Annotated in this window: 17 protein-coding genes and 1 pseudogene; 11 read left to right on the top strand and 7 right to left on the bottom strand. The window is 57.6% G+C overall.

Annotation, left to right across the window (positions count from 1 at the left end; translation table 11 throughout):
* Positions 1–3: 3 nt before the first annotated feature.
* The 3 genes from AB8B29_RS31555 to AB8B29_RS31545 all read left to right on the top strand — a co-directional run bounded on the left by AB8B29_RS31555 (position 4) and on the right by AB8B29_RS31545 (position 2,117).
* Positions 4–939 (top strand): NmrA family NAD(P)-binding protein, encoded by a 936-nt coding sequence (locus tag AB8B29_RS31555; protein WP_037198345.1) that lies wholly within the window; start codon positions 4–6, stop codon positions 937–939.
* Positions 940–1,262: 323 nt separating this feature from the next.
* Positions 1,263–1,697 (top strand): nuclear transport factor 2 family protein, encoded by a 435-nt coding sequence (locus AB8B29_RS31550; protein ID WP_037198344.1) that lies wholly within the window; start codon positions 1,263–1,265, stop codon positions 1,695–1,697.
* Positions 1,698–1,769: 72 nt separating this feature from the next.
* Positions 1,770–2,117 carry an SDR family oxidoreductase gene (locus AB8B29_RS31545; protein WP_051963836.1) on the top strand — a complete coding sequence of 116 codons (348 nt, stop codon included), beginning with the start codon at positions 1,770–1,772 and terminating at the stop codon, positions 2,115–2,117.
* 45 nt (positions 2,118–2,162) lie between these two features.
* On the opposite strand, the gene AB8B29_RS31540 is transcribed toward AB8B29_RS31545, so the two are convergent.
* Positions 2,163–3,182 (bottom strand): AraC family transcriptional regulator, encoded by a 1,020-nt coding sequence (locus AB8B29_RS31540; protein ID WP_037198343.1) that lies wholly within the window; start codon positions 3,180–3,182, stop codon positions 2,163–2,165.
* Positions 3,183–3,305: 123 nt separating this feature from the next.
* Between AB8B29_RS31540 and AB8B29_RS31535 the strand changes: the two genes are divergently transcribed.
* From AB8B29_RS31535 to AB8B29_RS31525, 3 genes are all read left to right on the top strand, one after another.
* Positions 3,306–4,754 (top strand): APC family permease, encoded by a 1,449-nt coding sequence (locus AB8B29_RS31535; protein ID WP_037198341.1) that lies wholly within the window; start codon positions 3,306–3,308, stop codon positions 4,752–4,754.
* Positions 4,751–4,927, top strand: a complete 177-nt coding sequence (locus tag AB8B29_RS31530; RefSeq protein WP_167669620.1) for a hypothetical protein — start codon at positions 4,751–4,753, stop codon at positions 4,925–4,927. The genes AB8B29_RS31535 and AB8B29_RS31530 overlap by 4 nt, the downstream gene beginning before the upstream one ends.
* 66 nt (positions 4,928–4,993) lie before the next feature.
* Positions 4,994–6,979 (top strand): primary-amine oxidase, encoded by a 1,986-nt coding sequence (locus AB8B29_RS31525; protein ID WP_037198339.1) that lies wholly within the window; start codon positions 4,994–4,996, stop codon positions 6,977–6,979.
* Between the two features lie 325 nt (positions 6,980–7,304).
* Here the strand turns inward: AB8B29_RS31525 and AB8B29_RS31520 are convergent.
* The 4 genes and pseudogenes from AB8B29_RS31520 to AB8B29_RS31505 all read right to left on the bottom strand — a co-directional run.
* A pseudogene (locus AB8B29_RS31520) lies at positions 7,305–7,514 on the bottom strand (transposase); the annotation flags it as partial.
* Between the two features lie 98 nt (positions 7,515–7,612).
* Positions 7,613–8,374: a metallophosphoesterase gene (locus tag AB8B29_RS31515; RefSeq protein ID WP_439006986.1), complete on the bottom strand. Its 762-nt coding sequence runs from the start codon at positions 8,372–8,374 to the stop codon at positions 7,613–7,615.
* 454 nt (positions 8,375–8,828) lie between these two features.
* On the bottom strand, positions 8,829–9,815 hold the full coding sequence (locus AB8B29_RS31510) for a substrate-binding domain-containing protein (protein ID WP_037198336.1): 987 nt from the start codon (positions 9,813–9,815) through the stop codon (positions 8,829–8,831).
* A gap of 48 nt (positions 9,816–9,863) precedes the next feature.
* Positions 9,864–10,844: an NAD-dependent epimerase/dehydratase family protein gene (locus tag AB8B29_RS31505; protein ID WP_037198335.1), complete on the bottom strand. Its 981-nt coding sequence runs from the start codon at positions 10,842–10,844 to the stop codon at positions 9,864–9,866.
* A 259-nt stretch (positions 10,845–11,103) separates the two neighbouring features.
* Between AB8B29_RS31505 and AB8B29_RS31500 the strand changes: the two genes are divergently transcribed.
* Together AB8B29_RS31500 and AB8B29_RS31495 are read left to right on the top strand one after the other, a co-directional pair.
* The gene (locus AB8B29_RS31500) at positions 11,104–11,844 is read left to right on the top strand and encodes an ATP-binding cassette domain-containing protein (protein WP_037198334.1); all 741 of its coding nucleotides are present in this window, start codon (positions 11,104–11,106) and stop codon (positions 11,842–11,844) included.
* Positions 11,845–11,884: 40 nt separating this feature from the next.
* On the top strand, positions 11,885–12,883 hold the full coding sequence (locus tag AB8B29_RS31495) for an ABC transporter permease (protein ID WP_037198332.1): 999 nt from the start codon (positions 11,885–11,887) through the stop codon (positions 12,881–12,883).
* 284 nt (positions 12,884–13,167) lie between these two features.
* Here the strand turns inward: AB8B29_RS31495 and AB8B29_RS31490 are convergent, their stop codons facing one another.
* Together AB8B29_RS31490 and AB8B29_RS31485 are read right to left on the bottom strand one after the other, a co-directional pair.
* The gene (locus AB8B29_RS31490) at positions 13,168–13,542 is read right to left on the bottom strand and encodes a VOC family protein (RefSeq protein ID WP_037198331.1); all 375 of its coding nucleotides are present in this window, start codon (positions 13,540–13,542) and stop codon (positions 13,168–13,170) included.
* A gap of 40 nt (positions 13,543–13,582) precedes the next feature.
* On the bottom strand, positions 13,583–14,386 hold the full coding sequence (locus tag AB8B29_RS31485; RefSeq protein WP_037198329.1) for an AraC family transcriptional regulator: 804 nt from the start codon (positions 14,384–14,386) through the stop codon (positions 13,583–13,585).
* 432 nt (positions 14,387–14,818) lie between these two features.
* On the opposite strand from AB8B29_RS31485, the gene AB8B29_RS31480 reads away from it, so the two are divergent.
* The 3 genes from AB8B29_RS31480 to AB8B29_RS31470 are packed head-to-tail and all read left to right on the top strand — an operon-like array spanning position 14,819 to position 17,930.
* The gene (locus AB8B29_RS31480; protein WP_037198327.1) at positions 14,819–16,849 is read left to right on the top strand and encodes an FUSC family protein; all 2,031 of its coding nucleotides are present in this window, start codon (positions 14,819–14,821) and stop codon (positions 16,847–16,849) included.
* Positions 16,846–17,055 carry a DUF1656 domain-containing protein gene (locus tag AB8B29_RS31475; RefSeq protein ID WP_037198326.1) on the top strand — a complete coding sequence of 70 codons (210 nt, stop codon included), beginning with the start codon at positions 16,846–16,848 and terminating at the stop codon, positions 17,053–17,055. The genes AB8B29_RS31480 and AB8B29_RS31475 overlap by 4 nt, the downstream gene beginning before the upstream one ends.
* A complete protein-coding gene (locus AB8B29_RS31470; RefSeq protein WP_037198324.1) occupies positions 17,052–17,930 on the top strand; it encodes an efflux RND transporter periplasmic adaptor subunit in 879 nt (292 codons plus the stop codon). The genes AB8B29_RS31475 and AB8B29_RS31470 overlap by 4 nt, the downstream gene beginning before the upstream one ends.
* The last annotated feature ends 435 nt before the right edge of the window (positions 17,931–18,365 follow it).

Genomic DNA, 18,365 nt, shown 5'->3' with positions numbered 1-18,365 from the left:
GCCATGCGTATCGCCGTGGTTGGCGCGACCGGCAGGATCGGTGCCAAACTTACCGAGAACCTCTTGGCCAAAGGCCATTCAGTCAAAGCCCTTTCGAGAGGAGGGCCCGCCCTCGATGCACTTGTCGCGAAAGGAGCAGAACCGTTCCTTGGTAGCTTTGACACGGGTGCTGGTGAGCTTAGCACGTTCTTCGAAGACGTTGACGCTGCTTTCCTAATGGTCAAAACCCTTTGGGCTGCCGAGGACCTTCATGGGCACTACCCTACGGTAGCGCTTCGGTTTTTCGACGCACTTCGGGATTCCCCGGTGAATTTTGCCGTGAGCCTGACCGGAATGGGATCCGAGGTCAGCGGGAACACCGGCCATTTCCAGGGCTTCCATATCCTGGATCAGATCCTCAACCGACTACGCGACATCAATTTGGTGCACTTGCAGGGTGGCTGGTTCATGGAGGACCTGTCCAGGTGGGTCGACTCGATCGCGCAGCACAATGGGATCGGCTGGTCGCTTGACCCCAACGTCAAAGCTCCTTGGGTTGCCATCCAGGACATCGCGGATTTCGCGGCGAAGGAGTTCGACACGCCGACTGACCGGCACCGATCCGTAAAGCAACTGGGCATCGATTACACCATGCCCGAGATCGCCGCGACTATCGGCCGGGCACTCGGTAGAGAGGTGGACTATCGCTTCGTCGATACGAGCGATCGTGAGGTCGAGACGGTATTCCGGGAGCGGTTCGGAACTCTCGAACGGTGGGTCTATGATAAGAACACCTCGGCTGCTCTTAACGACAGGCGTGTAAAGTTCCACGATGATCGTCCGGTGCTGCCCACGACAATGGAAGAATTCGTCAACGACACCCTCAGACCGCTGATCGAGAAAGCGCGGACGGATGGCGTCAAACCAGAAACCTTCCTAACGTGGAGCTCACAAGGATAATTGCTGAGTTAGATCGGTGGCCTGATAGATCTCGCTGCCCATCAGGAATGCCAGGTTAGGCAGCATGAGCACAGATCCCGAGATCCGGAGGGCCATTGCTCAGCGTGCGATCGATCGGCGGCAGCGCGGGTCTGCCGATCGACACGGATCACCGAAAATCCCTGTTGAGGTCGAGAGTATTCAACGCTTCTTGAGTTCCTTCCAGTTCTCTCCCCGCAAAATCTCCATTCCCTCTACGCCAAGACCTGTTGCCAGAAATGCACGATCTTTTTGGCGGCGATCACATCAGCGACGCCCTGTGAGTAGCAAAAAATGGGGAACCAATGACTGAGACGATAGATACGGCCCGCGTCGCCGACATACTGGAAATCAATACTCTGAATGCGAAGTACAACTACGCTGTCGACGATGCCGACGGAAAGGCCTGGGCAGCGTGCTTCACGAAGAGCGGCGTATCCAACGCCCTGATCGAGGGGCAGCGCCCTCGCGGTCCAGAGGAGCTTGCGGCGTTCGTCAAGCTCTGCAACGAGCCTTTCGGCAACATGCATCACCTCACGACCAACGAGATCATCACATTCGAAGGCGATACCGCACGACAAAAGGCCTACCTGCAGTTCTTCGTGGTCAAGGACGGCAAGACCGAGGGCAGCATCTGCGTCTATCACGACTGGTTGGAGCGCGAAGACGGCGCCTGGAAGTACAGCCGTCGAGACGTCGAGTACAAGGTCAAGTTCACTGAATTCGTCCAGCCGTCCTAACGTTATGGAAGCCGACGTGTGACCTGTCCCGGAAATCGGGATTCCAAAAATTTCAGCAGACTGGAGACGCATATGCAACTCAAAGATAAAGCCGTCCTTATCACCGGAGCGGCCGGAGAGATCGGAAAAGCTGCGACGAAAGCTTTCCATGATCAGGGTGCTAATCTCGTCCTCGTCGATCTGAACAAGGACGCTCTCGAAGCGATGTCTGCCGAGCTCGGTCTCGAGCCGGACCGAAGCGTCGTTATCGCCGCCGACGTTTCGAAAGAGACCGAGGTGCAGAACTTCGTCGCGTCGACCAAGGCACGGTTCGGAAAGATCGACGTGTTCTTCAACAATGCAGGCGCCGAGGGAAAGACAGGGCCATGTTATAAATTACCCCTACATAATAACTATATATCGAACCGAAAATCATTCTGACGTCGTTGGGTGGGTAACACGATTACCAGATCAGCTTGCGAGAGGTTAGCCACTAGACGAGTTCCAATTTCGTCTCGCACGCCATAATACGGTGTTGTCTGCATAGCCCGCCATGCTTGCCAGTTCGCTCATCGAGCAACCGTTCCTGCCATCCGAGTGAAGGGAAATAAGAGCCTGCCGATAATCGCGGACCAGGACTCGCAAGGAGTTCCCTTCCTCGGCTAACTTCCGCTGCAGGCTGCGGGGCGACATCTGCAGTTCGTCTGCAAAGGCCTTTACAGTGATCGGCCTATGACCGAGATAGATCCCTATCAGAGCCCGGACCTTCTCGCTTAAGACCGCCTCCGATCTGGGCCGGTCGAGCAGATCGGTGATGTGCCGCAGCAGGATCTCGATCAGGCTTTTGTCCTCCGTACGATGAACGCGATCGGCCTCCGCTCTGGACATGATGATGCGATTGCTGGACTGCCCGAACAGTATCGACGCACCATAGATCCGTGCAAGGGAGGTGGTGTCTCGAGGCGCCTGATGTTCAAGGTGAATCTGGATCGGCCGCCAGCCACGGCGGAAGCATGCGCGCACGAGCTGGCATGATGCGGCAATCGTGAACTCGCTGTCCTGCCGCCGCGGCCACATAGATGGATCGTCGATACGGTAGCTCCAGACGAAGTCGCCATCCTCCTCGAAAACGCCTGAACTGGTGGCTCCCTGAACTGCATTGACATACCGCGACAGGCGCTCGAAAGCTGAACGAATGGTTGGCGACAGGGCGAAGAGCATGCCGATTGGCCCGATGTCGGCGGGCTCGAAGCCCACACCCATTCTGGCGCCGAATGAGGGCTCGCCGGTGATGATTGCCGCGTCTTCAAATAGCGCGATGTACCGCGCCATTGGCAGAACTGCATAGGGATCGGCCAGTTGCGACCGTAGAATACCGTGCGACGCCAGCAGAAGGTCGGTTTTTCCGGATTTCCTGTCAATTTCCTGCACCAAAGGGATCAGCACGGAGGCGCGAATTGAGGCAAAAGGCGGCATCTTGCTGACTAAATGCGGTGCAGTTGCCATTTCGAGTATCCGTGGCTGTTGGTGTGGCGCGAACTATCGATTCATTGGCGTAACTAGCAATTTCAGTGCCAGAAGCCAGCACGTAGCCTCCCTTCAAATGATAAAGAAGCAAGGGGTTCTTCAATGACACTGGAAACAAGCATCCCGGCACCCACACAGCCGGACCGCCTGGCCAAGAATTCCGTCGGGCTCGCCCACATCGTCTTTTTCGTGGTAGCAGCCGCAGCGCCGCTGACCGCTGTCGTCGGCGCGTCGCCCGCAGCATTCGCCTTTGGCAACGGCGCAGGCGTCCCCGGCGCCTTCGTGCTGGCCGGGCTGCTCTACCTGATCTTTTCCGTCGGCTTTACCGCGATGAGCCGCCATGTCGGCGGTGCCGGCGCATTCTACACCTATATCACGCATGGGATCGGAAAGCCCGCCGGCGTGGGCGGCGCGTTCATGGCGCTGGTGACCTATAGCGCCGTGCAGATCGCCATCTATGGTTTGTTCGGCTTCTTCATGGCCGGCGCGGTCGCTCCGTTCGGGCTTGCACTGCCCTGGTGGGCATGGTCGTTTGCGGCTCTGGTCGTGGTCCTGATCTGCGGCCAGCGAAATATCGCATTTTCCGGCGCTATTCTCGGCGTCTGCATGATTGCCGAGATCGCCATCCTTTTGCTGCTCGACGTGGGGATCGTGTTTACCGGCGGCGGACCGGAAGGCATGAACCTCTCGTCGTTCGCCCCATCCGCGGTATTTGGCACTGGTCTCGGCGTGGCACTGGTCTTCGTGATCGGCTCCTTCATCGGCTTTGAGGCGACCGCAATTTTCGGCGAGGAAGCCGAAAATCCGGAGAAGACCATTCCGCGGGCAACCTATGTTGCCGTGACGCTGATCACGCTGTTCTACGCATTCTCGACCTGGGCTATCGTCCAGTTCTACGGTCCGAGCAAGGTTCAAGCCGTGGCCAATGCTGGCCTAGACACCTTCTATTTCAACGCTGCCAATTCCGTTCTCGGAGCCTGGGCCAGCCAGGTGATGAACGTGCTGCTGATCACCAGCCTGTTTGCCTGCATTCTATCCTTCCACAACACGCTCAACCGCTACTTCTTTGCACTTGGGCGCGAGGGCTTAGCCGTCAGAGCGTTGGGTAAGGTTCACCCCAAGCACGGCTCGCCTTATGTCGCCGGCCTTATTCAAAGCGTGGCTGCGGCCGTGATATTGGGCCTGTTCGTCGCCTTCGGTGCCGACCCCTATACCGTGGTCTTCTCCTGGATGGCCGCACTCGCGGGTATTGGCATCCTGCTCGTCCAGGTGCTTGTCTCGGTGGCGATCATCATGTTCTTCAGGAAGACGCCGACCAGCCACGGGATCTGGACCACCATCATTGCCCCGGTCATCGGGCTGGTCGGACTGCTCGGATCCCTGGTACTCGTCACCGCCAACCTCTCGCTTCTCTCGGGTAGCGACAGCCTGATTGTCAAGGCATTCCCTTACGCCATGGTCGTCGTCGGCATTCTCGGCGCCATCTTTGCGGTACGGGTCAAGAAATCTCAGCCGTTTCTTTACGCCTCGCTCGGAAAGGTGTTCGAATGACCACCACCAGCCAGCTGGCGCTTTCGGATCGGCTTCTCCTGCTGACCCTCGCCCTCCTCGTTGTCGCGACGCTTGCCGTTGGCATCAAGACGCACGCTTTGTGCTCGATCTTCTGTGTCCACGGTGACCGAATGGTGGAAAGCGACATCTGCTCAGGCCGCTCGGCGGGCTGACACACCCAGAATATGGGGCGCGCGCCTTCCGCCGCCCCGACGTCTCCAGATTTGAAAGGCAAACCCATGGACGCCGTCGTCGCGCTCACCCATCCACTCGACCCGCTCAGCCTTGCAGAAATTGGGGCTGCGGTTGCCATCCTCAAGGATGCAAAGTCCCTGCCATCAACCGTCCGATTTCCAATCATCCGGCTCGAAGAGCCGACCAAGGCGGATCTGGCTGCCCATCGCCAGGGCGGCTATCTCCCGCGCCGCGCCTTCCTCCTCGCAATGGACATTAGCAACGGTGAGACCTTCGAGGGTATCGTCGATCTAAGCAAGGGCGAGGTTGCCTCCTATGTCCGCCTGCCGCTCAATGAAATGCCCTATGGCCAACCGCCGGTCATGCTTTGCGAATTCGAGACGGTCGAGGGAACGGTGAAATCCGATCCTCGCTGGATCGCCGCGGTCAAGAAACGCGGGATTACCGATGAAGACATACCACTCATCCAGATCGATCCGTTCTCGTCAGGCTATTTCGGCCACGACTTCGAGAAGGGCAAACGCATCGTGCGCGCCGTTTCCTACTGGCGCGGTGATGTCCGCGACAATGGCTATGCCCACCCGGTTGAAGGTGTCGTTGCGGTCGTCGATCTAACCGCCAACAAGGTGGTCGATCTTCACGATGACGAGAAGATCATTCCGGTGCCGAAGAAAAAACGGAACTACGGTCGCGAATCCTTTCCCGAAACGCGGCCTGACCTGAAGCCTCTGCATATCGTCCAGCCGGAAGGCACGAGCTTCTCGGTCGACGGCTGGAAGGTGGAATGGCAGGGCTGGAGCTTCCGCCTCGGCTTCACGCCGCGCGAGGGCCTGGTGATCTACGAGCTGGGCATCGACGACCAGGGCCGGAAGCGGCCGGTGATCTTCCGCGCCAGCGTCACCGAAATGGTCGTGCCCTATGCCGATCCGACTGCCAACCATTACTGGAAGAGCGCATTCGACGCCGGCGAATATGGCCTGGGGCGCCTGGCGAACTGCCTGGAACTCGGCTGCGACTGCCTCGGCCAGATCCACTATTTCGACGTGCCGGCGGCCGACGATTTCGGCCAGCCATTTGTCATGAAGAACGCCATCTGCATGCACGAGGAAGACTACGGCATCCTTTGGAAGCACTACGAATTCCGCAACGGCATCTTCGAAGTGCGCCGCTCGCGCCGCCTCGTTATCTCCTTCTTCGCCACCGTCGGCAATTACGACTACGGCTTCTACTGGTATCTCTACCAGGACGGCACGATACAGCTGGAAGCGAAGCTGACCGGCATCATCCAGACGGCGGCCGTCGCCGATGGCGAGACCTATCGCTGGGGCGGCATGATCGACGACAATCTCGGTGGGCCGACGCACCAGCACTTCTTTAACGTCCGCCTGCACATGGACGTCGATGGCGGCGGCAACACGGTGACGGAACACGACTTCGTGCCGCGCCCCTGGGGCGAGGACAATCCCTACGGAAACGTCTTCGATACCAAGAGCCGGGTGCTGAAAAGCGAACTCGATTCACCGTCAGTGGCCAATGGCGAAACGGGTCGATATTGGAAGGTGCAAAATCCGAACGTGACCAACAGCGTCGGCAAGGCGCCCGGGTACAAGCTTGTCGCTATGCCCTCGCCCGTGATGCTGGCTCAGCCAGAATCGACGGTCGCTCAACGCGGCGGCTTCGCCAAGAAGCATGTTTGGGTCACCGCTTTCGACGAAAAGGAGAAATATGCGAGCGGCGACTATCCCAATGTCCATGCGGGTGGCGATGGCCTGCCGGCCTACGTCAAGCAGAACCGCCCCATCGAGAACGCAGACCTAGTGCTATGGCATTCCTTCGGTCACACGCATGTCTGCAAACCCGAGGATTTCCCGATCATGCCGGTGGAATACGCCGGCTTCACCCTGAAGCCAAATGGCTTCTTCGCCGGCAACATCGCCATGAACCTACCGACGGGGGACAATGGACATAGCGTCGACAACCGTGTTCAACAGGCCGGGGGCAAACCAGCTCAAAGCTGCTGCAGCAAGTGATTACTGCCGCGCTCCCGGAGGCATTAGCGTCCGGGGGAGCGGGAAAAACGTGGGGGGTAAGGCTCTTTCACGTGGATTGAACTTACCCCAGCGGTTAGCGATTTAATTGCACCAATTACCGAGGCATTGTCGCCAGAAAGTCATAGATCTCTTGGTCGAGAATCTCGGTCGGCTCGTTGTTCGACCAAGCGACAGGGTCTTCGCCACCGAGAATTTGAGCGTCGCGTAAGCGCAGCATTTTCTTTATGATTTCATCATCGAGAAATATAAGTAACTTGCCTGTTTCACACATTGCGTGTCATTTTGCATTTAATCGGGGTCTTCCTCAATTTGTGTGGAGATGAGTCAATTTGATTGGCATCATCCGCGCCCTAAGAAGCTCTGGTCCCGCCCTGCCGCACATTGCGCGCTTGATCGTCTTCAGTCGGTTGATCCGGCCTTCTGCCTGACCGTTGCTCCAGGGCAGGTCGATGGCGTTACAGACGGCGTCGATATCACGGCGAAGTACACGGGCAAAACGGGCCAGGGCCGAGACGCCTTTATGATCTAAATAGCCTTACGACTTATCTGCGATTTTGTGGCGTAACATCCTGCTATGGAAACCATTGAAACCCGATCTCCTTCTCCTGGCGATTAGTCGGGTCGCCACTCGCCGGCCTGGACGATACCGGTCTCGGTTAGTTCGGTGCACACGAAGTGTGAAAGCTCATCGCGCCTGATTACGGCGGCGCTCAGCCGGCTAGTCCGATATGCTCCGGTATCCAAAGCTATGCGATTCAAGTAGACTTCGGGTCGCAGCGACTTCGTGATCGTGTGACCGTGCAAAACGACATGGTCAAACACATTCATATGGTCGAGGAAGCCCGCCCTGATCCAACGCAAGTCGTATTCGCTTTGATTTGCAAGCTGAACACCAGGACGTATTCCAGCGTGAACAAAGCAGAAGCGCCCGATCTCCTTGAATGTCAGCGCGTTTTCTAGCAAGTCCACATGGTGTGGGAAGACGCGGCGAATTTCCGCGGCGATGTTCTCGAAATCCGGCACCGGGCGATTGGAATATGCGCTCATCGTTGCGACGCCTCCCCAGTCCATCCAGTTGACGGCGTCCTCATAGGTGAGAGCGCCACGAAGGAGCTCACGCAGGTAAAAATCATGGTTGCCAAGGATTAGTCGAGAACCCGGATAAAGGTCGAGTGTCGAACAAACCTGATCGAGTACCTTTGGACTATCTGGGCCGCGGTCGATCAGATCGCCTAGGAAGATCACGACCGGCTTGGATTGCTGATCATTCGAGGCAGCCGCGATGTATCCAAGCATGGCCTCAAGAAGATCGGCGCGTCCATGGACGTCGGCAATGGCATAGATGTCGGACGGTAAGCTCTCGGTTCTAGTCACTGTTTCTTCCTGCAGGCGAACAAGGTGCGCGATGGTATCCCTGGTGCTCGCAAGGTATCGGGACTTGGAGCGGCGGGGACGGGACCAGGGCCAAGCCTTGGTGTTGGCAGCTCCTATAGGCCATGTCGGCCTTGACGCGCCATCAAAAGTGAATGTTGGCGCGAAATTTCCGACCTGTCTTAGCCTGATTTGGAATGTCGTGACTGTGAATCGGCTCCGAACGCTCACCCCGTTGACATCCTCGACAACCATTTGGAAACGCAGTGAAAATCAAGAAATTAAGTGGGGTTATCCCCGAGCCGGCAGGAATCCCGCTTTGGCGCGCAATTGCGTAATGGGATCAATATGTTGGGTTCCATCCCCAAGGGGGCCACCTTCGGAGCCGATTCACACTCGATCCGTCTCGTGAGGGACATTCGGCGCACCCTTGAACCGGGTGCGCCAAACCGTAAACCTACTTTTGAATGCAGGTGTCGACTGTGTCCTTTGTGCACTCATCGAGCCCGGTGAAGACCGGATCTTCAACCGGCTTGCCGGCAATCAGATCCATCAGCACCGAAGGTGCCTTGTAGCCCATCTCGAATGGCCGCTGGCCGACGAGCGCAGTCACCAGACCTTCCTTCGCAATGGCAACCTCGTCGCCGATCGTGTCGGCCGCACCAATGACGAAATCGTTGCTGGCGATCTTCTCGGCCATCGGTTTGAACAGGTCGCGATAGGGTTGCGGCGCACCGAACAATGGCCAGCCACCCATAATGCCGAATGCGTCCATGCCGGGATTGGCCGCGAGAATATCGGTCATTGCCTGAACACCCTTGGCACCGTCGTCATTCGTGAACACCGGGCAGCCGGCAACCTCAGTCCAACCACCCTCGCCTTTCAGCGCGGTCAAGCCTTTCTGGCCAGTGAGCGTGTCGCGCATCCCTTGTGCGCGGCGCAGAATATTGTCTGCTCCCGGATTGCCTTCGATCGTGCAGATCTTACCGCCCTTCGGCTTGGCCTTCTTGATGTACTCCCCGATGCGGGCGCCCATCAGATAATTGTCCGTGCCAAGATAGGTCTTGCGCAAGGCTGCATCCTCGGCAGCAAGATCGGCATCGAGCGTCATCACCGGAACCGTCGGGTTGGCGGTCTTCAGGGTCTGGGCGATGAGCTTTGCATTTGACGGCGAAATTGCGATTGCAGCCGTGTCTGCCTTGCCCAACATATCCTGAACGATCTGCGCTTCGCCGGCTTCATCGGATGTCGATGCCGGACCGGTGTAGAAGCACTCGTATTCCGCCGTGGGATTCTCTTTGTTCCATTTCTGGCAACCTTGATTGATTGCTTCGAAGAACGGATTGTCGAGGCCCTTGACGACGATGACGAGTTGTTTCTTGGCCAAGGCCTGCCCGGCGGTGAGTGCTAAGACTGCGGCTGTAAGTAGTAATGCCTTCCTCATAGTTTCCTCCCTTGAAACAGACGGACACCGCGTGCCCGCCACACGAAATCAACCCGGATACCAGACGATGCGAGGCTCCTCCTTCGAACGCTCATATTGCCATGCCGAGTCGATAAGCATCTCGAGATCGTAGTTTGGCCGCCAATCCAGCAGGTATTTTGCCTTGCTGTTGTCCATCCAATTGGAATGGAAGCGGCTTGGTATGTCGATGGAGCCGAGATTGCGCGTGCGCAGGAGATAGGCGGCGACTTCAGCATAGTCGACAGGTCTGTCCATGCAGATGTTGAAGAGTTGCCGCTCCGCCCGGGGGTTGTCGATCGCTGCCAATATTGCCGATACGAGGTCATCGACGTGCACGAAATTGCGTTTCAGCGGACGTCCGTCAGCATCGAGCAGCAGCGGCACCGTACCTATTGCTGCATAGCGCCGCGCCGCTTCTTCCGGAACGAGCATCTTCCAGTCCGGACCGCCAAAGACGTCGTCTCCAAAAGACAGCGAATACTTGAAATCGTCCTTCTCCATGATCCAGGGCGCGCGCAGACAACAGCCATTCAGTCCGTACTGAATGCCGAACTGCTCCAGCATGACCTCTTCCAGAACCTTGGAGAGCGCATAGCCACCCGGATAAGCACAATGGGGGGTACTCTCGGTGATCGGGCCGTCGTGGCGATAGTGGAAATGCCCCACGCCCGCATCGCCGCCGATCAGGATGAACTGGCGTGCCGTGACGTTCGTACGGAACTCCTCAAGCAGCCAAAAGAGACCTTTGACCGTGACATCCATGATGTCGCTCGGCGTTTCCTTGCATGTGGCGAGATGCACGACATGGGTAACGTCATTCAGCGCCGCTACCACAACATCGCGATCGGCGATCGAGCCGCGGATGACGTCGACACGGTCGGTCTCATCGCACAAACGATTATGACAAAGCGCGCGGATACGGGCTTTGGAAAATCTCGGATCGTCAAGCAGCCCAGCAATAAAGCGCCGCCCGACCTTGCCCGTTGCACCGGTAACAAGGATCAGCATGCTCTTTCTCCCATTGATAGCTAATATCCGGGCGCAACTCTCGTCAAACGATATTTGTCTGACAAAACTGATTTTGCGATAATAAGGCCAAACCTCGGACAATTAGTTGACGCTGTCGCGGGGTTTTGCGTAAATGCTCCTGATCGCTTCTCCTCGGAGGACATTGGAAAAGCGAATTCGCTGGAGCCTCGCGTCGAAGACAAGCAGGGTTCGGAGCGACGGATGGCCTGCAAGTTTTGGGTGGGAGGCCCGGAGGCTGGTGGCGGTTCTTGAGCTCAGCAATATTTCCAAACATTTCGGTGCCATCCAGGCAGTCAACGATGTCTCGTTTTCGCTCGAAGCGGGGCAGGTTGTCGGCTTGATGGGCGACAACGGCGCTGGCAAGTCCACATTGGTGAAGATGATTGCCGGCAACTTTCGACCGAGCCATGGAACCATGCGGCTCGACGGCACCGATCTCGTGTTACATCGGCCAAAGGAAGCGCGCCAGCATGGCATTGAGATTGTTCACCAGGATTTGGCGCTCTGCAACAATCTGACGGCGGCAGCAAACGTGTTCCTCGGACGAGAACTGCGCCGCGGCGTATGGCCTCTTCGCATCCTCGACCACAAGAGCATGTACAAGCGCGCCGGCGAGATATTTCGCGAGCTCAAATCCGAGACGCGGGCGCGCGATCTCGTAAAGCAAATGTCCGGTGGCCAGCGGCAAGCGGTAGCGATCGGCCGCACGATGCTGTCTGAAGCGAAAATCGTATTGATGGACGAGCCGACAGCAGCCATTTCCGTGCGCCAGGTGGCTGAGGTTCTGAATCTGATCCGCCAATTGCGGGACCGGGGCATTGTCGTTGTCCTGATCAGCCACCGCATGCCCGACGTCTTTTCGGTCGCCGACCGCGTGATCGTGATGCGGCGAGGCAGAAAAGTGGCCGACAAGCAGATTGCAGCAAGTTCGCCGGAGGAAGTGACAGGACTGATCACCGGCGCCATCGAACAGGTGTGATCGATGCTATCCGTTGCAACAGGAAGGAAGAAGGTCGACGATGGCGATTACACTTGACCAAACGATCGGACAGAAACAACGGAGCTGGCTTGCGACGATCGTGGGCGGCCAGACATTCTGGGTGCTGATTGCAGTCATTCTCGCCTGCATTTTTCTGTCGATGGCGACGGACTCTTTTGCGACGGCGAAGAACATCTACAACATCACCCGCAACGTCACTTTCGTCGCCATTATCGCGCTGGGCATGACGTTGGTCATCATCACCGGCGGCATTGATTTGTCCGTTGGCTCCGTGCTTTGCCTGTGCAGCATGGTGCTGGCGGTCGTCATGCACGCGGGATACAGCATTGAAGTCGGCATCGTCGCCTCAATCGGTACTGCTCTTCTGGTCGGAGCTTTCAACGGCATATTGATTGCCTATCTCGGCTTCCCACCTTTCGTCGTCACTCTCGGCATGTTGTCGATTGCGCGCAGCCTTGCGATGGTTGCGTCCAACAACACTGTCGTTTTCCAGTTCGGGCCTGATCACGACAAACTACTGGCGCTGGGTGGAGGCGCTTGGGTTTTCGGCATCGCCAATCCAGTGCTTTACATGGTCGTGCTGGCACTCATTACCGGTTTCGTGCTGCGCTGGACCAAATTCGGCCGCTATGTTTTTGCCATCGGCGGCAATGAGCACGCTGCAACACTGACGGGCGTTCCCGTGCCGCGGATCAAGGTTATCGTATATATGATTTCTGCCCTGTCGGCGGGGGTTGCCGGCATCATCCAAACCGGCTGGCTCGGCGCTGTCACCACCAACATCGGCGCCGGGATGGAACTTCAGGTCATTGCCGCCGCGGTTATTGGCGGAGCCAATCTGGCTGGAGGCGTGGGCACCGCGTTTGGAGCGTTGATAGGCGCCGCACTCATAGAGATTATCCGTAACAGCCTTGGCTTGCTCGGTATCAATGCGTTCTGGCAAGGTAGCTTTATCGGTGGGGCAATTGTGCTTGCCGTCCTTCTCGACCGAATTCGCAACTTGCGACACGACGAGTAGGCGAAGCCAGTCGATCGCGGATGATGACTTCTGGCCGGCGCTGGTGGAAGCATTGGGGAAAGTTTGGTTGCGGGGGCCGGCTCTGTTGCCAAAATTTCTTGGTGTAGGATGGAATTCCAGACGGTCTGTGTTTTTGACGAGGAAGCCCTCTTTTTTACCGCCCGCAATCGCGCTTCACCGTTACCGGGCGATTGTTCAAAGCCGCTTGCAATCAAGAGAAGGAATATTTTTGTCTGATCTTACGGCTCCAAAATCTTTTCAGCAGAGCCCTACGCACAGCTACCTCATTTCATTGGATGCGTCCGTGCGGTCAGCTTGTTTCCGTCAGGGTCGCGAAGATATGCGACGAACGCGCCGTTCGGCCGTTCCGTAGGCGGGCTCTCGATTGCCATGCCGCCATGTGCGACACCGGCGGCATGCCACGCCAGGACATGGTCGGGGGTCGTCGCCGCAATACCGATCGTTCCGCCGTTGGCAGCGGTCGCCGGCTTGCCGTCGATCGGTTTCGTGATCATCAGCCGCCCTCCTTCATGGGCGTAGATCAGCCGGCCTCTCGCATCCATCTCGCCGGGCTTGCCCCCAAGGGCGACGAAGGTGGCATCGTAGAAATTTCTCGACCGTTCGAGGTCGTTGCTGCCGATCATGACATGGGTGAACATGCTTTATCTCCTCTCGGGTGGTAACTGTATTTCCTGGTGCCTACCGGTCAAAGTTACCTAAATATCTGGCTGGCGATGTGCCAAGCGCTTTCTTGAACATGGTGATAAACGCAGACACGGATTCATATCCAAGGTCGCCCGAAACCTGCTGCACTGTCGCCCCCGCTGCAAGGCTGCGGATTGCGACGATCAATTGCAGCTGCTGTCGCCAACGGCCGAATGTCAGTCCGGTCTCATGCTGAACGAGACGTGCGAGCGAATTTTCACTCATTCCTAGTCGCCTTGCCCATTGCGCCATCGTACTGCGATCGGAAGGATCATCGGCCAATTCCGATGCAATCCGCACAAGCCGGGGCTCATCCGTGAGCGGGAGATGAAGATGCTCTACCGGCATCCGCGACAATGCCGACAGAAGCAATGTTGCCATGAGTTTAGAGTCAGCAGTCGCCGCTGCGATCTGATCGGCCATCTCAATGATAAGTTCCCTGACGAGCGGGGATAGGGACAGCGTGCAGCATCGGTCCGGCAGATCGGCGGCGCCCGGCTCGATGAACAGAAAAAACAAACGGGCATTGGCGGTTGCCACATTGCTGTGCGGCATGCCGCCGGGAACCCAGACGCCGCAATGAGGCGGCACCATCCACAGCCCGCTTGGAACGCGACATGTCACGCCGCCCCGCGAAGCCATGACAAGCTGCCCTTTTCGGTGGCGGTGTTCAGGTGCCTCCCGTTCATTCTGCGAGACGTCGATCCTCACGGCGTGCACAGGCGCAAGGGAGGTTTCGATCTCGTGGTCGGCAAAAGCTTTAGATAGAGAGAGCGACTGGTGGAATTTAGTCATCATTAGAGAGAATATCTAAATTCATCTGCGCGCTTTGTCGATAGAGTCACGTCAAAGAGTTCGGAGATTGACGATGACAGTTCAGAAGCAAGAGCCGCAATGGTGGTCCGATATCATCCAGGCTGAAATCCGATTGCCTCAAAAGGGCTCTCGCAGGCTTCGCATTTTGCCTCCCCAATGCACGTCTATGGGGGCCGGTGGCATAGCCATTGTACGAAAGTTCATAAAAGCCTGCCTCGCGCGGACACTCTGGCTCTTTCGTCATCAGCCGACCCCCAATTCGGCTGTCTCGTGTGCAGATCCACTCGAAGCTTACATGTATGCCTGCATGATGGCTCCGGTCTTTTGCTACGTCTCGCCCACAGTCTACGGACTGACTGTCTCCAATGATGAACGAGGTGCCACGCGGGTCGATACTCACTCGGGAGACGACTTGTGAGCGCACGACCGGTCGTCACCACCAGTAATGTAATATTTTCGTTGAAGACATTCCTGGCGGCAGTGCTGGCCTATTACATCGCAATAAGGTTCGATCTGCCGCGACCGTTCTGGGCGGTGGCAACCGTCTACATCGTTGCTCATCCGCTTTCGGGTGCGATCTCGTCGAAATCATTCTATCGACTGCTGGGGACCCTGACCGGCGGCGTTGCGACGCTTATCATGATCCCAAACCTGGTGAACGAACCAGTGCTGCTTTCCGCAGCGATCATTGTATGGGTTTCAGGATGCACTTTTCTCAGCCTTCTTGATCGCACGCCTCGCGGCTATGCCTCTCTCCTGGCCGGCTACACCGTGCTTCTCGCGGGACTGCCGCTCGTCGCGGCGCCAACAAATACGTTCGACACTGTCGTTTCCCGCGTAGAGGAGATCGGGCTTGCGATCCTGTGCGCCTCGATCGTCAGCCACGTTGTTCTTCCAGTTCATGTCGCTACAACCCTCCTCGGCCGGATCGATGCCTGGATCGCAAGGGCGCAGACGCTCTTTACGGCAACCGCAACTGCCGAGGCGGACAAAGCCCGAAGCAGAGCGGAACGGTACGCCTTGGCGGCGGACGCGGTCGACCTCCGGTCGTTCACGGCCCACCTTCGATATGACGGATCGAGGTATCGACGCGCAATGTCGGTGGTGAGATCACTGCAGCAGCGGATGGTGTCCTTCCTTCCGTTGCTGAGCGAACTGGAGGATCTGCGACGAGCACTGGCGAAGCTCAACACCCCCCGCTCGGAACAAGCTATATCAATGATTGCAGCTGTGGGATCGCGCTCAACAAGCGCCTCCGGGTTCTTCCAGACCAGGGCTGATTTGCTCGCCTCTTCCGGAGCGCCTCGATCATGGGAAAGTCTGCTTCTTGCCAATGTTGCGCGGAACCTGCGGGATGTTCTTCAGGTTTCTCGCGGGTGTCAGTTCCTTCAGGTCGCCCTGAAGGAGGAGAACGCAGCGAGAGAGGCTCGTCGCTTCGTCTCTCCGGAGAATATTCCAGCTCCGCACCGTGATATCGGCATGGCATTGCTATCGGCGCTGGCGGTTGCGATCTGCCTGGCGACCTCCATGTTCTTCTGGATTGCAAGCGGCTGGACGGACGGGATGACATTTGCCCAGATTTCGGGTGTGCTTTGTTGCCTTCTGGCGACGATGGATGATCCGGTACCAGCCATGCGCAAATTCATCGATGTCACAATCGGTGCCGTCATCGCAGCGTTCGTCTACGGCTTCGCGATCCTTCCGCTGATTGATGGTTTCGTGCCGCTCGCCGCTGCCCTCGGGCTATTCATGATCCCTGCCGGGATATGCCTCGCTGTGCCCTCGCTTGCGATAATCGGCATGGGGCTGTGCATAAACTTTCCGCTTCTTCTCGCCCTCCAGGCGCGCCAGAGCAGCGACTTCATGATGTTTGCGAACACAGGCATCGCAACCATTCTTGCGATGGTCTGGACAATCATGGTCTGCGGCATCTTCCGATCTGTCGGGACGGAGACCAACGCCCGGAGGCTTTTCTTCGTGACCCAGAAGCATGTCGCCAGGATCGCGGCTGGCCGACATGCAGACGCCCATGTCACGCGCCATCACCTCATCGATGTGGCAGGCCTGTTCGCCGCCAGGGCGGCGAAATTCTCTCCCGCCTCCGGCGCCTCCGATCCAGACCTTATAAGGGATCTGCGGACAGGACTTCATATAACAGCGATGCAAGAACTCGCGGATGAAGCCTCAATGCCGATGCGCCTCAAGGCGCAAGCAATCTTCTCCGGACTGGAGACGTTGTATCGGCTTGCGCCCGCCGAGCGAGGCGAACCATTGGAGAATGCAATCGGAATGCTGGACGACCTTATCCTTTCTACTGCGGACATGGTTCCAGTGGATGCCGAAACGGAACTTGTGGTGCACGCTGCTGGTCTTCGTCTGTGCCTCGCTCCGGAGGCGGATTTTCCGATTTTGATAACACCTCCTTCAAAAAGGAATGCTGCGTGACCGGACAATTCGACCTCTATGGTGTCTTTCTGCCATGGTTCTCGGCACTCGCGCTGTGCGCGTACGGTCTGCTCCGCATGCTTACATCGCTCCTCGCCAGGCTCGGGCTTTATCAAGCGGTGTGGCATCGCTCCCTGTTCAACCTCGCACTTTACATCACCGTCCTTGGCGGGCTTTCCGCCCTTTTCAACTGGTTGCAGATATGAAGAACCTTACGATCACCTCAGGCAGAGCCCTGTTGACCTTATCTATGGTGAGCTGCGCCGCGGTTCTAAGCTGGCACCTGTGGTCCTACTACATGGAGGCGCCGTGGACACGGGACGCTCATATCCGGGCGGACATCATCCGGCTGGCACCAGATGTCTCGGGACCTGTCACCGAGGTTCTGGTATCGGACAACGCTCAGGTGGAGAAAGGGACGCCCCTCTTTCGAATCGAAACAGACCGCTTCGACCTTGCGCTGCGCGAGGCGGAGGCCCAGGTGCAGAGCAGCAAAGCTGCGGCAGAGCTGGCGAGGACAGATTTCGAACGGTATCTACTGCTTGCATCCAAAGAAGCAGCCAGCCTCAAGGAGCGGCAGCATGCGGAGAGCCAGATGCGCCAGGCAGACGCCGCCCATCAATCGGCACTCGTGGCCGTTGATCTGGCGAAGCTGAACCTTGACCGGACAATCGTGAAGGCACCGGCCTCGGGTAAAATCACGAACTTCTCTCTACGTCGCGGAAACTATGTTTCCGCCGGAAGTGCGGTTGGGGTGCTCGTGGAAAGGCCATCCATCTATATCGCTGGATACTTCGAAGAAACCAAACTCCCACGTATCCACATCGGCGACCGTGTGAAGATCGATATCATGGGAGAGCCGCAATCGGTTACCGGGCGCGTCGCAGGTGTTGCCGCCGGAATCGAAGACCGGGAGCGAAGTGATGCTGCAGGCTCGCTGGCCAGCGTCGCCCCGACGTTCTCATGGGTTCGTCTGGCCCAGAGGATCCCGGTGCGCATCGAGTTCGAAGATGTCCCGGATGCAGTTCAGCTGGTTGCTGGGAGGACCGCTACAGTCTCTGTTGAACCGAAGGGCGACTAAGGTGTGAACCCATCCCATGCGCTGGAACGTGTAGATCGAGGTATACGCGTCCCTGCGCCTTCGTGACCTAAATCTGCTAAAGGCAGACTTGAGGGTCCCTCAGCGATGATGCCTGCACTATGTCTGATCAAGGCATTCCGAAGCGTAACCGATGTGCTGTTCACACCATCGCCGAATGTCGGTGCTTTAGCGGTGCGTGAGGAGAGATCGACACGCTCAGAAATGGGTGAACGGCTTTTGATCGAAATTACTTCGCCGTTCCTCGCCCGCTGCATAGCGCGGCATATCATCTAACGCTGCCTGGAAGGCAGTGCGGATCTCGTCCTGACTAAAATTCCGATCCCAAGGCTCCGTCTGGGGAAGAAAACAGGCTCACTGTTCCGAACTAGCGGCGACCGCATTGCTCATTCTTTTTGCCACGACGCGAGGCTGGTG

This window comes from Rhizobium sp. 11_C7_N12_5 (genome assembly GCF_051811145.1).
GTDB lineage: Bacteria > Pseudomonadota > Alphaproteobacteria > Rhizobiales > Rhizobiaceae > Rhizobium > Rhizobium lusitanum.
Note: the sequence above shows the minus strand (reverse complement) of the source record. Positions and strands in the feature narration are given on the sequence as shown.

Excerpts from the sequence above, each read along its gene's own strand:
- AB8B29_RS31555 (WP_037198345.1), top strand. The coding sequence starts at position 4 with ATGCGTATCGCCGTGGTTGGCGCGACCGGCAGGATCGGTGCCAAACTT.
- AB8B29_RS31550 (WP_037198344.1), top strand. The coding sequence starts at position 1,263 with ATGACTGAGACGATAGATACGGCCCGCGTCGCCGACATACTGGAAATC.
- AB8B29_RS31545 (WP_051963836.1), top strand. The coding sequence starts at position 1,770 with ATGCAACTCAAAGATAAAGCCGTCCTTATCACCGGAGCGGCCGGAGAG.
- AB8B29_RS31540 (WP_037198343.1), bottom strand. The coding sequence starts at position 3,182 with ATGGCAACTGCACCGCATTTAGTCAGCAAGATGCCGCCTTTTGCCTCA.
- AB8B29_RS31535 (WP_037198341.1), top strand. The coding sequence starts at position 3,306 with ATGACACTGGAAACAAGCATCCCGGCACCCACACAGCCGGACCGCCTG.
- AB8B29_RS31530 (WP_167669620.1), top strand. The coding sequence starts at position 4,751 with ATGACCACCACCAGCCAGCTGGCGCTTTCGGATCGGCTTCTCCTGCTG.
- AB8B29_RS31525 (WP_037198339.1), top strand. The coding sequence starts at position 4,994 with ATGGACGCCGTCGTCGCGCTCACCCATCCACTCGACCCGCTCAGCCTT.
- AB8B29_RS31510 (WP_037198336.1), bottom strand. The coding sequence starts at position 9,815 with ATGAGGAAGGCATTACTACTTACAGCCGCAGTCTTAGCACTCACCGCC.
- AB8B29_RS31505 (WP_037198335.1), bottom strand. The coding sequence starts at position 10,844 with ATGCTGATCCTTGTTACCGGTGCAACGGGCAAGGTCGGGCGGCGCTTT.
- AB8B29_RS31495 (WP_037198332.1), top strand. The coding sequence starts at position 11,885 with ATGGCGATTACACTTGACCAAACGATCGGACAGAAACAACGGAGCTGG.
- AB8B29_RS31490 (WP_037198331.1), bottom strand. The coding sequence starts at position 13,542 with ATGTTCACCCATGTCATGATCGGCAGCAACGACCTCGAACGGTCGAGA.
- AB8B29_RS31485 (WP_037198329.1), bottom strand. The coding sequence starts at position 14,386 with ATGATGACTAAATTCCACCAGTCGCTCTCTCTATCTAAAGCTTTTGCC.
- AB8B29_RS31470 (WP_037198324.1), top strand. The coding sequence starts at position 17,052 with ATGAAGAACCTTACGATCACCTCAGGCAGAGCCCTGTTGACCTTATCT.